8 protein-coding genes and 1 pseudogene are annotated in these 16022 nt (G+C 44.2%); all 9 read left to right on the top strand.

Annotation, left to right across the window (positions count from 1 at the left end):
• Positions 1 to 304: 304 nt before the first annotated feature.
• Positions 305 to 832, top strand: a complete 528-nt coding sequence (locus INF20_RS07705; protein ID WP_226385795.1) for an NADH-quinone oxidoreductase subunit NuoE family protein — start codon at positions 305 to 307, stop codon at positions 830 to 832.
• A gap of 28 nt (positions 833 to 860) precedes the next feature.
• Positions 861 to 2651, top strand: coding sequence for an NADH-quinone oxidoreductase subunit NuoF (gene nuoF / locus INF20_RS07700; RefSeq protein ID WP_226385797.1), 1791 nt, complete (start codon positions 861 to 863; stop codon positions 2649 to 2651).
• 13 nt (positions 2652 to 2664) lie between these two features.
• Positions 2665 to 4431, top strand: coding sequence for an NADH-dependent [FeFe] hydrogenase, group A6 (locus INF20_RS07695; RefSeq protein ID WP_226385794.1), 1767 nt, complete (start codon positions 2665 to 2667; stop codon positions 4429 to 4431).
• Positions 4432 to 4617: 186 nt separating this feature from the next.
• Positions 4618 to 8187, top strand: a pseudogene (gene rpoB, locus INF20_RS07690) (DNA-directed RNA polymerase subunit beta); the annotation flags it as partial.
• Between the two features lie 120 nt (positions 8188 to 8307).
• Positions 8308 to 11973: a DNA-directed RNA polymerase subunit beta' gene (gene rpoC, locus INF20_RS07685; protein ID WP_226385792.1), complete on the top strand. Its 3666-nt coding sequence runs from the start codon at positions 8308 to 8310 to the stop codon at positions 11971 to 11973.
• A 781-nt stretch (positions 11974 to 12754) separates the two neighbouring features.
• A complete protein-coding gene (gene rpsL / locus INF20_RS07680; protein ID WP_226385791.1) occupies positions 12755 to 13168 on the top strand; it encodes a 30S ribosomal protein S12 in 414 nt (137 codons plus the stop codon).
• Between the two features lie 123 nt (positions 13169 to 13291).
• Positions 13292 to 13762, top strand: coding sequence for a 30S ribosomal protein S7 (gene rpsG / locus INF20_RS07675; protein WP_226385790.1), 471 nt, complete (start codon positions 13292 to 13294; stop codon positions 13760 to 13762).
• A gap of 29 nt (positions 13763 to 13791) precedes the next feature.
• Positions 13792 to 15855: an elongation factor G gene (gene fusA, locus INF20_RS07670; protein WP_226385789.1), complete on the top strand. Its 2064-nt coding sequence runs from the start codon at positions 13792 to 13794 to the stop codon at positions 15853 to 15855.
• 55 nt (positions 15856 to 15910) lie between these two features.
• Positions 15911 to 16022, top strand: a 112-nt coding sequence (locus INF20_RS07665) for a GTP-binding protein (RefSeq protein WP_226385796.1), incomplete at its 3' end; no start/stop codon positions are given.

The raw sequence follows: 16022 nt of genomic DNA, 5'->3' as shown, positions 1-16022 counted from the left end.
TATCATAGAAAGGGAAAAGGAGTACAGATGTGCATAAATACACATTGTACTCCTTTTAAAATTACCAAATATTACACCACTATTAAAGTTAAAGCTAGGGTTCAACCACTAAAAAAGTTAAAGAGCCTTTTTATTTAATGGATTATCTCATGACACAATAATAAATGAGTCACGAAAAGAAATCAGAATAAAAAGAATAGAGAGAATTATCAGACAATATATTGATAAATATTTCACTATGGAGTAAAATTATTTTACAAAATAGTCGTGAAAGCATAAAGATGTTTTTGATAAGGAGTGACTTATGGGTAATTGCAGTGAAATGAATGAAAAATTCAAAAGACTTGATGAAATCATCGAGGAACACAAGGGAATGGAAGGCGCCCTTATTCCTGTATTGCACGAAGCACAGGAGCTTTTCGGATATTTACCATATGAGGTGCAGAGCAGAATAGCGGAAGGCCTTGAAATTCCTTTGTCAAAGGTGTACGGAGTGGTAACGTTTTACGCTCAGTTCTCGTTACAGCAGAAGGGTCGCTACAGAATAAACGTATGCATGGGAACAGCATGCTATGTTAAGGGTGCGGCTGACATTTTGCAGAGATTTCAGGAAAAATTGTCCATTACAGTCGGTGAATGTACACCGGACGGCAAGTTTTCACTGGATTCATGCAGATGCGTAGGTGCCTGCGGACTTGCACCTGTGGTGACCATAAACGATGAAGTTTACGGAAGACTCACACCTGACGAAGTAGATAAGATACTTGAAAAGTATGAGTCTATCGATGAAAGCGAAGATAGCGAGGAGGTTCCAAATGGGCAAGAGTGTTAGTGAAATAAAAGCGATACGCGAACAGACCATGCAGGCTCTGGGAAACAGAGTGGGCAATGATGACGGTATTATCTACATTATGACCTGCTGCGGTACCGGATGTACATCCTCGGGATCTCTTAAAGACAGAGAAAGACTTGCGGCTCTTATAGAAAGAGATAATATGCAGGATAAGGTTCGTGTGGTTAAAACCGGATGCTTCGGTCTCTGTGCGGAAGGACCGATAATCATGATTTTCCCAGAAAATATAATGTATACAAATGTAGGACCTGACGATATCAACGAAATCTGGGAATCTCATATAATGAATGGACATATCGTTGAACGACTCAGATCTGAAAACGAATTGGATTTCTTCTCAAAGCAGATGAGAATTGCCCTTCGAAACTGCGGAAGAATAGATCCAGAAAATATCGACGAATATATAGCCTTTGGCGGTTACGAAGCTCTGGAAAAGGTGCTTGCGGAAATGGATCCAGAGGATGTGCTTGAGACTATCAAAAAATCCGGATTAAGAGGCCGTGGAGGCGGAGGCTTCCCTGCTGGCGTAAAGTGGCAGTTTGCGGCAGACCAGAAATCAAGAGAAAAGTATGTATGCTGTAATGCCGACGAAGGAGACCCGGGAGCGTTCATGGATCGTTCCGTACTTGAAGGAGATCCTCACTCGGTAATTGAAGCTATGATAATAGCTGGCTATGCCATAGGGGCACATCAGGGATATGTATATGTAAGAGCAGAATATCCTATAGCCGTTGAAAGACTTAGCATAGCTCTTAAGCAGGCTAAGGAATACGGACTCTTAGGCAAAGATATTTTAGGTCTTGATTTTGATTTTGACCTAGAGATTAGACTGGGAGCCGGAGCCTTTGTATGCGGAGAAGAAACTGCCCTTATGAGATCCATTGAAGGCAATAGAGGTGAACCTAGAACAAAACCTCCGTTCCCAGCTGTAAAAGGTCTATTTGGTAAACCGACAATATTAAATAATGTTGAAACCCTTGCCAATGTGCCTCAGATAATAATGAACGGACCTGAATGGTTCTCATCCATAGGCACTGAAAAATCCAAGGGCACCAAAGTGTTTGCCCTGGGCGGCAAGATAAATAACACAGGACTCGTGGAAGTCCCTATGGGAACAACCTTAAGAGAAATCCTCTACGACATAGGCGGCGGAATTCCAAACGGAAAGAAGTTTAAGGCCGTACAGACAGGTGGTCCTTCTGGAGGATGCATATCCGCAGACTACATCGATACACCAATCGACTATGATTCTCTGTTGGCGTTGGAGTCCATGATGGGCAGCGGCGGTATGATAGTTATGGACGAAGATACTTGTATGGTGGATATTGCAAAGTTCTATCTGGAATTTACAGTGGACGAATCATGCGGTAAATGTCCTCCTTGCAGAATAGGTACAAAGAGGATGCTGGAAATGCTCACAAAGATTACTGAAGGTGAAGGTACTTTGGAAGATCTGGATGAGCTGGAAGATCTGGCACATAATATTAAAAAAGGTGCATTATGCGGACTTGGACAGACAGCACCAAATCCGGTACTCTCCACTCTCAAGTACTTCAGAGATGAGTATGAAGCACATGTGGTGGATAAGAGATGTCCGGCGGGAGTATGTGTTGCCCTGCAGAGATATGTAATAAATCCGGATATTTGTAAAAAGTGCGGAATATGCGCTTCCGTATGTCCAATTGGTTGCATAACAGGTGACCGTGAAAACGGATACAGCATAGACAGCACCAAATGTATTAAGTGCGGAACTTGCGTAGAAAAATGTCCGTTTAAGGCCATAGCGAAGAATGCGTAAGGGGGATCGAGTCATGAATCAGAAGATAGTTCATTTAATAATAGACGGAATTGATGTAACCGTTCCTGAAAGTTATACAATACTTGAAGCTGCAAAGCAGATAAACATTAAGATACCTACATTATGCTTCCTTAAAGATGTCAGCGAAGCAGGATGTTGCAGAATGTGTCTTGTGGAAGTAAAGGGAATGAAAAATTGGCAGGCTTCATGCGTTCAGCCTGTGGCAGAAGGTATGGAAGTGCGTACTCATACGCCGGAGCTGTTGGCATTCAGAAAGAAAAATCTGGAGTTGATACTTTCCAACCATCCTGCTATGTGCCAGAGCTGTAACAGAGGAGCGACAAACTGCGAATTAAAAGTTCTCGCAAATACCATGGACACAGAGTTTGTGAGTTATGCTAAAAACCAGGAAACTCTCCTGGCGAACAGCTATCATCCTATGTATGACGGGATTTCCATCTGGAGAGATCCAAACAGATGTATTTTGTGCAGAAGATGCATAGGAGTATGTCATGATGTTCAGACTGTGGGAGCCATAGATGTTATAAACAGAGGGTACTCCACTGTGGTGGGAACACCTTTTGACAAACCTATCGATGAGACTAAGTGCGTCAATTGCGGTCAGTGTATCAACGTATGTCCGACGGGAGCTCTTCAGGAGCATTCCAGCGTAGAGGAAGTATGGGATGCAATTAAAGACCCTGAAAAGCATGTGATTGTTCAGACTGCTCCTGCTGTAAGAGCGGCATTGGGCGAAGAGTTCGGAATGGAAATTGGTACCGATGTTACCGGTAAGATGGTAACAGCTCTCAGGATGATTGGCTTTGATAAGGTGTTTGATACAGATACAGCTGCGGACCTAACAATAATGGAAGAAGGTACAGAGCTTATCCACAGAATTAAGACCGGAGGCAAGATGCCGCTTATAACTTCCTGCTCACCGGGCTGGATTAAGTTCTGCGAACATAACTTCCCGGAAATGCTGGATAATCTGTCCTCCTGCAAATCCCCTCATGAGATGATGGGCGCAGTGATAAAGAGTTACTATGCTGAGAAAGCAGGCATCGATCCTAAGGATATATACGTTGTATCAGTAATGCCTTGCACAGCCAAGAAGTTTGAGGCTCAGAGGCCTGAGCTGTCTGTGGATGGACTGGCGGATGTTGACGTCGTCATCACCACAAGAGAACTGGCGAGAATGATAAAGGCTTACGGTATAGACTTCCCGGCTTTGGCGGACGGTGAATTTGATAATCCTTTGGGAATTTCCACAGGTGCCGGAGTTATATTCGGTTCCACAGGCGGCGTAATGGAAGCGGCCTTGAGATCCGTAGCCGACATTCTTACTGGCAAGAGCTCTGATTCCATAGACTACACTGAAATAAGAGGTCAGGAAGGAATCAAGGAAGCTGAAATCAAGATAGGAGATCTTAAGCTTAAGGCGGCAGCAGCTCACGGACTGGGCAATGCCAGAAAGCTTATGGAAAGAATCCTTGCAGGAGAGCATTTCGACTTTGTAGAAATAATGGCTTGTCCTGGCGGATGTGTAAATGGCGGAGGTCAGCCTCAGCAGCCGGCTACACTGCGCAACTGGATGGACATTAAAGCTCTCAGAGCTGAAGCTCTTTATAAGAATGACAGAGAAAACTACATAAGAAAGTCTCATAATAACCCTGTTATAAAGACTCTCTACAAGGAATACCTGGGAGAGCCGGGTGGCGAGCTTGCTCATAAGTTGCTGCACACCCACTATATAAACAGAAAGGAAATGGGAATGTAAGCCTTAGCATGATAATTCCTCAAAACAGGAGCGGGACCCGTAGGGCGGGTATCCCGCTTCTGCTTTGATGTGGAGGCAAATGAGGCAAATTTTACGCATAATTTATATTGACGATTTAGAGGTGTTATGATATCATATTAGACTGCACATAGTATGATGTTTTATAGTATACAAGGAGTGATAATTATGCCAAAGCCAATTAAATTAGGTAGAAAAGAAAGACAGACTTTTTCTAAAATCAGCGAAGTTGCTGAGATGCCTAATCTAATTCAAATCCAGACTAAATCATATGAATGGTTTATAAAAGAAGGCTTGAGAGAAGTGTTTGAAGATATCTCTCCAATCCAGGATTACGCAGGTAATATGGTATTGGAATTTGTGGATTATTCTCTCAGCGAACCTCCTAAATACGATCAGGAGACATGTAAAGAAAGAGATGCTACTTACGCTGCTCCTTTAAAAGTTAAGGTAAGACTCATAACAAATGAAACAGGAGAAGTTAAGGAGCAGGAAGTTTTCATGGGAGACTTCCCTCTGATGACTAAGCAGGGTACATTTGTTTACAACGGCGCAGAAAGAGTTATCGTAACACAGCTGGTTCGTTCACCTGGCCCTTACTACGACAAGGAAATTGACAAGTCAGGAAGAGAACTGTTCTCAACTACTGTTATTCCTAACAGAGGAGCATGGCTTGAATACGAAACAGACACAAACGAAGTGCTTTCTGTAAGAGTGGACAGAACAAGAAAGCAGCCGATTACTGTTCTGCTCAGAGCCATGGATACGTTTATTGCCAACGAGCAGGCTAGATTTGGATGCAATGAAGGACTCAGACTGGAATCCAACGAGGACATCATAGAGGTTTTCGGAGAAGACGAAAGACTTATGAAAACCTTCGAAAAGGATACTACAAGAACCCGTGCAGACGGTCTTAAGGAAATATACAAAAAGCTGAGACCTGGCGAACCTCCAACAGAGGAAAGTGCGCATTCACTTATAAATTCACTGTTCTTTGACCCTAAGAGATATGACATCTCAAAGGTGGGCAGATATAAATACAACAAGAAACTCGGACTGTCAAACAGGGTCGAGGATGTTGTGGTGGCTGAAGATGTTATCGATCCTAACACAGGCGAGATTATGGCCGAAAAGGGTGAAAAGATTTCCCTGGAAAAAGCCATTGCCATCGAAAATGCCGGTGTTAAATATGTGATGGCATACTGCGATGAAGAACAGGAAAAGGTTACAAAGATTATCGGTAATAACTTTGTAAATCTGCAGGACTACGTTGACTTTGACATATCAGACCTTAAAGTAGCGGATAAGGTATATTATCCGGTGCTGATGCATATACTTGAAGAAAATCAGGAGGAAGAGGACATTAAGAAGGCGCTGGTTGCCAGAAAGAACGACCTTTCTCCAAAGCATATAATAATAGATGATATTATCGCATCTGTAAGCTATCTTCTGAACCTGCCTTACGGCATCGGTAAGACAGACGATATCGACCATCTGGGCAACAGAAGACTGAGAACTGTAGGAGAACTGCTCCAGAACCAGTTCAGAATCGGTCTTGCCAGAATGGAAAGAGTTGTAAAGGAAAGAATGACAATTCAGGACATCGATGTTACAACTCCGCAGGCGTTGATCAATATCAGACCGGTTACAGCTGCCATAAAGGAATTCTTCGGAAGCTCACAGCTGTCCCAGTTCATGGACCAGAACAACCCGCTGGCAGAGCTTACTCATAAGAGAAGACTTTCTGCACTGGGTCCTGGCGGACTTTCAAGGGAAAGAGCCGGATTTGAGGTGCGTGACGTACACTACTCCCATTATGGACGTATGTGTCCTATAGAAACACCGGAAGGTCCTAACATCGGACTTATCGGTTCCCTTACAACATACGGAATCATCAACAAGTACGGCTTTATTGAAACACCGTACAGAGTTGTAAAGGACGGCGTGGTAACAGATGAGATCAGATATCTGTCCGCAGACGACGAAGAAAGAATGATTGTGGCACAGGCCAACGAGCCGCTGGATTCCAACGGCATGTTTGCCAACAGAAAGGTAGCTGCAAGAGGAGTTGCCGGCGAAGTGGATATGGTTCCTCGTGAAAAAGTTGATTACATGGACGTATCTCCTAAGCAGGTAGTATCCGTGGCTACAGCTATGATACCGTTCCTGGAAAACGACGACGCCAACAGAGCCCTGATGGGTGCCAACATGCAGAGACAGGCAGTGCCTCTCCTTGTTGCTGAAGCGCCTATCGTAGGTACAGGTATCGAACATAGAGCTGCTAAGGACTCAGGTGTTGTTCTTTTGGCAGAGCATGACGGTACCGTTGTGTATGTTGATGCCGATGTGATAAGAATCCAGAGAGATGAGGACGGCGAAATCGATGAGTACAAGATGCTCAAGTTTAAGCGTTCCAACCAGGGTACATGCATACACCAGAGACCAATCGTTTTCCATGGTGAACATGTGGAAAGAGAAGAGGTTATCGCTGACGGTCCTTCCACAGACAACGGCGAAATCGCTCTGGGTAAAAACCTGCTCATCGGATTTATGACATGGGAAGGTTACAACTACGAGGATGCTATCATCCTTAACGAGAGACTCATCATGGATGATGTCCTCACTTCATTGCATATAGAAGAATACGAAGCCGAAGCAAGAGATACAAAGCTCGGCGCTGAAGATATTACAAGAGACATTCCAGGTGTTGGTGAAGATGCCCTGAGAAATCTGGATGAAAACGGTATTATCAGAGTCGGTGCAGAAGTTACATCAGGAGACATTCTGGTAGGTAAGACAACTCCTAAGGGAGAAACTGAGCTGACTGCAGAAGAAAAACTGCTTAGAGCAATTTTCGGTGAAAAGGCTAAGGAAGTAAGAGATACTTCTCTTAAGATGCCTCACGGCGAATCCGGTATCGTTGTTGATGTTAAGGTATTTAACAGAGAAGATAACGATGAAATGGCACCTGGTGTAAACAAGGTTGTAAGATGCTATGTGGCAACAAAGAGAAAGATTTCCGTGGGCGATAAGATGGCCGGAAGACACGGTAACAAGGGTGTAATCTCAAGAATTCTCCCTGAAGAAGATATGCCTTTCCTGGAAAACGGACAGCCTCTGCAGGTAATGCTTAACCCTCTGGGTGTACCTTCTCGAATGAATGTCGGACAGGTACTGGAGGTTCATCTTGGTCTTGCTGCCAAGGCAAAGGGCTGGCACATTGCAACACCGGTATTTGACGGTGCCAAGGAAAAGGATATTATTGAGCTTCTTAAAGAATGCGGATACAGCGAAAGCGGTAAACTGCGTCTTAGAGACGGACGTACAGGCGAATACTTTGATAATCCTGTAACTGTCGGATACATGTACATGCTCAAGCTGCACCACCTGGTAGACGATAAGATTCACGCAAGATCCATAGGACCTTACTCTCTGGTTACACAGCAGCCTCTGGGTGGTAAAGCTCAGTTCGGTGGACAGAGATTTGGTGAAATGGAAGTATGGGCGCTGGAAGCTTACGGTGCTGCATATACTCTTCAGGAAATACTTACTGTTAAATCCGACGATATCGTAGGTCGTGTGGAAACATACGAAGCTATCGTTAAGGGTGAAAACATTCCTGAACCGGGCATACCTGAATCATTTAAGGTGCTCATTAAGGAAATGCAGAGTTTGGCCCTGGATGTAAAGGTGCTTACTGCTGATTCCGAAGAAATCGAAATTAAGGATTCATCTGAATTGGATGAAAAGACCGGAGCGGAAAACCTCATGGAAATGGAAGAGGTTGTGGGAGCTGAAGATATAGTTTCCTACGTTGACGCTGACGGAGAAGAAGAATAGTAAAGGAGGATAAGTTAGATGAGTGAGAATACAAATTATGAATTGAAAAATTTTGAATCGCTGCAGATCGGCTTAGCCTCTACAGAAAAGATACTCAGCTGGTCTCACGGTGAAGTAACAGAACCTGAGACTATCAACTACAGAACTCTCAAGCCGGAGCCAAACGGCCTTTTCTGCGAAAGAATTTTCGGACCTACAAAGGACTGGGAATGCCACTGCGGAAAATATAAGAGAGTGAGATATAAGGGAATTATCTGTGACAAGTGCGGAGTAGAAGTTACAAAGTCAAAGGTGAGAAGGGAAAGAATGGGTCACATCGAGCTGGCCGCTCCTGTATCACACATTTGGTACTTCAAGGGTATTCCTTCTAGAATGGGTCTTGTACTTGACATGACTCCTAGAAATCTGGAAAGAGTCCTTTACTTTGCATACTATGTCGTTCTGGAACCGGGCAATTCCGGTTATCAGAAAAAAGAGATAATCAGCGAACAGCAGTATAACGAAGCTGTTGAACAGTTCGGAGAAGGCTTCAGAGCCGGTATTGGTGCAGAAGCTATCAGAGAACTGCTGTGCGAAATAGATCTGGAAGAACTTTCTGCAGAACTGAGAACAGCACTGAAGAATGCTACCGGTCAGAAGAAGGTTAAGATTGTAAGAAGACTGGAAGTTGTAGAGGCTCTCAGAAAATCAGGAAACAGACCTGAATGGATGATTCTTGAAGTGGTTCCTGTAATTCCGCCGGATATCAGACCAATGGTACAGCTGGACGGAGGCAGATTTGCAACTTCCGATTTGAACGATCTTTACAGAAGAGTAATCAACAGAAACAAGAGACTTAAGAGACTTCTCGATTTGGGAGCTCCTGGCATCATCATCAGAAATGAAAAGAGAATGCTTCAGGAAGCGGTGGATGCTCTTATTGACAACGGCAGAAGAGGAAGACCTGTAACAGGTCCGGGATCTCGTCCTCTGAAATCCCTTTCCGATATGCTTAAGGGTAAGCAGGGTCGTTTCAGACAGAACCTGCTCGGTAAGAGAGTTGACTACTCCGGTCGTTCGGTTATCGTCGTAGGTCCTGAGCTGAGATTTTGGCAGTGCGGTCTGCCAAAGAAAATGGCTTTGGAACTGTTCAAGCCTTTCATAATGAAAAAGCTTGTTGAAAGCGGTGAAGCAGGAAACATAAAGAAAGCAAAGAAGATGGTAGAGAAGGTGGATCATCAGGTATGGGATGTGCTGGATGAGGTTATCAGCGAACACCCTGTAATGCTCAACCGTGCCCCGACTCTCCACAGACTTGGTATACAGGCCTTTGAACCTGTGCTGGTAGAGGGTAAGGCAATCAAGCTGCATCCTCTGGTATGTACAGCCTTCAATGCTGACTTCGACGGTGACCAGATGGCGGTTCACGTTCCTCTGTCCGTTGAGGCTCAGGCAGAAGCAAGATTCCTTATGCTGTCAGTTAACAATATTCTGGCACCTAAGGACGGTTCTCCTATTACAACACCTACTCAGGATATGATTCTGGGAAGTTACTATCTGACACATCCAGGCCTTGAAGATGACAGAAGCAAGGATGATACTAAGGGAGACGGAAAAATCTTCTCCGACATGGATGAAATGCTCATGGCATATCAGAACGGTACTGTGGGTATCCATGCTAGAGTAAAGGTTAGAAGATACAACGGCAGTGAAGATAAAAGAGGTAAGCTGGTAGAATCTACAGTGGGAAGATTTATCTTCAACCAGAGCATTCCTCAGGATCTTGGATTTGTACCTGACAGAGAAAAGGATCCGTATTCACTGGAAATCGATTGCCTGTGCGACAAGAAAATGCTGGGCAAGATTATAGATAAGTGCTACAGAGCTCACGGTAATACAGGTACTGCGTTGATGTTGGATGCCATTAAGGATATGGGCTTCCATTATTCCACAAAGAGTGCTATCACAATCAGTATTGCCGACATGGAAATTCCTGAAAATAAGGAAGAAATCATAGGCGAAGCACAGAAGTTGGTAGACCAGTATGAAGACTTCTACAGAAAGGGTCTTCTGTCCAATGAAGAAAGATACGAAAGAGTCTGCGATGTATGGGCTAAGACTACAGAAGATGTAGCAGACGCTCTGATGGATTCCTTGGGCGCATTAAACAACCTGTTTGTAATGGCAAACTCCGGTGCCAGAGGTTCCAAAAAGCAGATTTCCCAGGTCGGCGGTATGAGAGGTCTTATGGCTAACGCTACCGGTCGTACAATAGAAATTCCTATCAAGGCAAACTTCCGTGAAGGTCTTTCCGTATTGGAATACTTTACATCTTCCAACGGTGCGAGAAAGGGTCTTGCGGATACAGCCCTGAGAACAGCCGACTCCGGTTACCTGACAAGAAGACTGGTTGACGTTTCCCATAACGTTATCGTAAGGGAAGCTGACTGCGGAACTAGCGAAGGTATCGAAGTAAGAGCGTTCACAGATGGTAAGGAAGTAATCGAACCGCTGAGACAGAGAATTATCGGCAGAACTTCTCTGCTGGATATCAAAGACCCTGTAACAGGTGAAATCATCTGTGAGCAGGATCACGAAATCACAGAGGAAATGGCAGATAAGATCGATGCTGCAGGAATCGAATCCGTGGCAATCAGATCCGTAATGACATGTCAGAGCAAGTCCGGTATCTGTGCTAAGTGCTACGGCAGAAACCTGGCAACAGGCGAACCTGTAAACATCGGCGAGTCTGTAGGTATTACAGCGGCTCAGTCCATCGGTGAACCTGGTACACAGTTGACAATGAGAACATTCCACTCCGGTGGTGTAGCCGGTGCCGACATCACTCACGGTCTGCCGAGAGTAGAAGAACTCTTTGAAGCAAGAAAGCCTAAGGGTCTTGCTGAAATCTGTGAAGCAGACGGTACAGTTGTTTCCATTACAGCAACCCATGACAACAAAACAGAAGTTGTCGTTAAGGGCGAAGAAGGCGAAAGAATATACACAGTACCTTACGGTGCGAGACTTAATGTTTCTGAAGGAGATTTCGTTCACGCCGGTGACGGCATAACAAGAGGTCCTCTGAATCCTCATGATATGCTCAGACTCAAGGGCGTGGAAGGCGTATATCAGTATCTCCTCAAGGAAGTTCAGAGAGTATACAAACTCCAGGGTGTAGATATCAACGATAAGCATGTGGAATTGATTATCAGCCAGATGCTGTCTAAGATAAAGATTGACGATCCTGGTGATACTGAACTGCTTCCAGGCGGACTGTATACAAAATTTGAAATCGATGAAGAAAACGCTAAGGTTGAAGCCGAAGGCGGACAGCCGGCAACAGGAACAAGACAGCTGCTTGGTATTACCAAGGCATCTCTTGCTACAAATTCATTCCTGTCTGCAGCATCCTTCCAGGAAACTACAAAGGTTCTTACAGACGCAGCTATCAAGGGTAAGAAAGATACTCTTCAGGGCCTTAAGGAAAATGTTATCATCGGTAAGCTCATACCTGCAGGAACAGGAATGGGAAGATACAGAGACATTTCCATTGATTACGGTCCTAATGCTGAAATCATGGAGAACTGGAACAAGACTCCAGAGGAGGATGAACAGGAAGTTCAGAACTTCACAGGCGATATACCTGGTCCTGAATCCGATGTAGTTGTACTGGTATCTGATGAAGGTATCGAAATTAAAGAATAATATCAATTTTATGAGAACGCCGTTAATCCGGCGTTCTTTTTTTATGACCTAACCCAATTTCTCGAAGAGAAATTGATGGTAGGTCACCTACGCACCTATGGTGCTACGCTGTCCGTTTTGCATAGCGAATCGCTGACGCTCTTCGTGCAAAAAGGCAAACGTCAGAAATTGGGTGATTTAGGCACGTCTTGTGCCCGGAACGGGTATGGTGCTCTACGACGCATGACCTAACCTAATTTCTTGAACGCAAATATTCTTTGCGTGACAATTTCATCAATGCAAAGTATATTTGATAGACATAAGGGACAATCCTCAATAGAATTTCGTCAAAAGGAGGTAAGCTATCATGACATTAGGAAACAACATACAAAGAATGAGAAAGGAGGCTAATTTATATCGGAAGCACATCTCAGTTTAAGGAAAAAGATTTCTCCAACATGAAGAAATTGAGTGAAGAACTGGGAATATCCGAAAACGAAATGGGTGAAATTATTGAAAAAGGAAATGAACTGTATAAGGAATTTTATCCGCAGTAATTGAAGAAAGTATAGTTAAAGGTAACATTCGGAAATGAATTTTCGATGTCACCTTTTATTTGCGTACAGCACAATTCCAAAAACTGGCGGGAGGTTGAAATATCAATAATTTACGGTCAAAAATGTTTGACATGAGCATATGCGGTGTGATAAACTAATTATCGGCTTTAAGCGGAAAATGCTTTTAGTTGTATTTTAATTGCCTTGAATTATCAAAGGAAATTCAAAGGAGAAAGGAGACAAGAATGCCTACAATTAACCAGTTGGTACGCCAGGGAAGAACTTCCAGCGTAAAGAAATCCACTGCTCCAGCTCTGGGAAAGGGAATGAATTCTCTTAAGAGAGTTGCGACAGATGTGAATTCTCCGCAGAAGAGAGGCGTATGCACATCTGTAAAGACTGTTACACCTAAGAAGCCTAATTCAGCTCTTAGAAAGGTAGCAAGGGTTAGACTGACTAACGGTATCGAAGTTACAGCCTACATTCCTGGTATTGGTCACAACCTGCAGGAACACAGCGTTGTACTCATCAGAGGCGGAAGAGTTAAGGACCTCCCTGGTGTAAGATATCATATCATCAGAGGTACACTTGATACTGCCGGTGTAGCGGACAGAGGCCAGTCACGTTCTAAATACGGGGCTAAGAGACCTAAGAAATAAGTTAGCATCGGTAATTTGTAGTGTGCTCTTGATTAAGATATCGAGCGCCCGCGCCTTAGAGAGAATAATAGTGACGGCCCTAAGGCGAGTACCGAAAGCATTTACGGCAAGGAGGGAAGAGACGTGCCAAGAAAAGGAAATGTACCTAAGCGTGAAGTTCTTCCGGATCCAGTCTACGGTAGTGTTGTTGTAGCAAAGCTCATCAACAGCATTATGATAGACGGTAAGAAGGGCATCGCTCAGGCGATTGTATATGATGCCTTTGAGCAGGTGCACGAAGCAACCGGAGAAGACGCTTTGGAAGTATTTGAAAAAGCAATGAACAACATCATGCCTGTACTGGAAGTAAAGGCAAGAAGAGTTGGTGGTGCAAACTACCAGGTTCCTGTTGAAGTTAGAGCTGACAGGAGACAGACTCTCGGACTCAGATGGCTCACAAACTATACAAGAGCAAGAGGCGAGAGGACAATGAGCGAAAAGCTCGCAAAGGAACTTATAGACGCAGCAAACAACACAGGAGCGTCTGTAAAGAAGAAAGAAGATACTCATAAGATGGCAGAAGCTAATAAGGCATTTGCTCATTACAGATGGTAATACGATAATCAGCAGAAAGGAGGAATACCATGGGAAGAGCGTTTCCATTAGAGAAAACAAGAAATATCGGTATCATGGCTCACATTGACGCCGGTAAAACAACAACAACAGAAAGAATCCTCTTCTATACAGGAAGAACCCATAAGATTGGTGAAACCCATGAGGGTGCCGCTACAATGGACTGGATGGAACAGGAACAGGAACGTGGTATCACAATCACCTCTGCTGCAACCACCGCACAGTGGAAAGGTCACAGAATCAACATTATCGATACTCCAGGCCACGTGGACTTTACCGTTGAGGTAGAAAGATCATTGCGTGTACTGGACGGTGCGGTAACTGTACTCTGTGCAAAGGGTGGCGTGGAACCTCAGTCTGAAACAGTATGGAGACAGGCTGAAAAGTACGGCGTACCAAGAATGATCTTCGTAAACAAGATGGATATTCTGGGTGCCGACTTCTATAGGGTCGTTGATCAGGTTAAGAACAGGCTGAAAGCCAATGCAGTACCTATTCAGCTGCCTATCGGTTCCGAAGAGACTTTCGTAGGTATCATCGACCTCATCGAAATGAAAGCAGAGATCTATGAGGATGACCTGGGTAAGGTGTTCGACATTGTCGACATTCCTGAAGATATGATGGACAAGGCCCAGGAATGGAGAGAAAAGCTTATCGAATCCGTAGCGGAAACAGATGAAGAACTTATGATGAAGTTCCTGGAAGGTGAAGAACTGACTAAGGACGAAATCATGAGCACCATCAGAAAGCAGACAATTGCCGGAGAGATGGTACCTGTAACATGCGGTTCAGCATACAAGAACAAGGGTGTACAGATGATGCTTGACGCAGTAGTAGCGTTCATGCCTTCACCTCTGGACATTCCGCCAATCAAGGGTATCAACCCTGACACAGGCGAAGAAGATGAAAGAGCAGCAGACGACAACGGTCCTTTCGCAGCTCTGGCATTCAAGATCATGGCTGACCCGTTTGTAGGTAAGCTGGCATTCTTCAGAGTTTACTCCGGTACTCTTGAACCAGGCTCTTATGTATACAATGCTACAAAGGGCAACAAGGAAAGAATCGGAAGAATTTTGCAGATGCACGCAAACAAGAGAGAAGAACTTGACAGAGTATATGCTGGTGATATTGCGGCAGCTGTCGGCCTGAAAAATACAACAACAGGTGATACTCTCTGTGACGAAAAGCATGAAATTATTCTTGAATCTATGGAATTCCCTGAACCTGTAATCGAAATCGCTATCGAGCCTAAAACAAAGGCAGGTCAGGAAAAGATGGGCATCGCTCTGGCAAAACTGGCAGAAGAAGACCCAACATTCAAGACATATACCAATGAGGATACTGGACAGACTATCATAGCCGGCATGGGTGAGCTCCATCTGGAAATCATCGTGGACAGACTTATGAGAGAATTTAAGGTTGAAGCCAATGTAGGTAAGCCTCAGGTATCTTATAAAGAAACTATTACTTCTGAAGCTGATGTGGATCACAAGTACGCTAAGCAGTCCGGTGGTCACGGTCAGTACGGTCACGTTAAGATCAAGGTATACCCAAGGGAACCGGGTGCAGGATTCGAGTTTGTTAACTCCATCGTCGGCGGTGCAATCCCTAAGGAATACATTCCTAAGATCGAAGACGGTATCAAGGAAGCAATGGAAACAGGTCCTCTTGCAGGATATCAGGTTGTAGACGTAGGTGTAGAACTGTACGACGGTTCTTATCACGAAGTTGACTCTTCTGAAATGGCATTTAAGCTGGCCGCTTCCATGGCCTTCAGAGAAGCCGTTAAGAAGGCAAACCCTGTACTTCTCGAACCTATCTTCAAGGTTGAGGTTACAGTTCCTGAAGAATACATGGGTGATGTAATCGGTGATATATCCGGTAGAAGAGGAAGAATCGAAGGTTCTGAAATGAACGCCGGCGCAGTTGCCGTAAGAGGATATGTACCTCTGGCAGAAATGTTCGGTTATGCAACAGACCTGAGATCTAGAACACAGGGTAGAGGTACTTATGTAATGCAGTTCTCTCATTACGAAAAGCTGCCTGATAGCCTTGTTGAAAAAATCAATAAATAAGAATACAATTAACGCAATCTAATTTTTAAAAACCTTAAACGGAGGAAAAACAAAGATGGCAAAGCAGAAATTTGAAAGAACAAAACCGCATATTAATATCGGAACAATCGGTCACGTAGACCATGGTAAGACAACTCTGACAGCAGCAATCACAACAACACTGCAGC

The organism is Gallibacter intestinalis, from assembly GCF_014982745.1.
GTDB classification, from domain to species: Bacteria; Bacillota; Clostridia; order Peptostreptococcales; family Anaerovoracaceae; genus Gallibacter; species Gallibacter intestinalis.
This window is presented reverse-complemented; position numbering and strand designations above follow the sequence as displayed.

Excerpts from the sequence above, each read along its gene's own strand:
- INF20_RS07705 (WP_226385795.1), top strand. The coding sequence starts at position 305 with ATGGGTAATTGCAGTGAAATGAATGAAAAATTCAAAAGACTTGATGAA.
- nuoF (WP_226385797.1), top strand. The coding sequence starts at position 861 with ATGCAGGCTCTGGGAAACAGAGTGGGCAATGATGACGGTATTATCTAC.
- INF20_RS07695 (WP_226385794.1), top strand. The coding sequence starts at position 2,665 with ATGAATCAGAAGATAGTTCATTTAATAATAGACGGAATTGATGTAACC.
- rpoC (WP_226385792.1), top strand. The coding sequence starts at position 8,308 with ATGAGTGAGAATACAAATTATGAATTGAAAAATTTTGAATCGCTGCAG.
- rpsL (WP_226385791.1), top strand. The coding sequence starts at position 12,755 with ATGCCTACAATTAACCAGTTGGTACGCCAGGGAAGAACTTCCAGCGTA.
- fusA (WP_226385789.1), top strand. The coding sequence starts at position 13,792 with ATGGGAAGAGCGTTTCCATTAGAGAAAACAAGAAATATCGGTATCATG.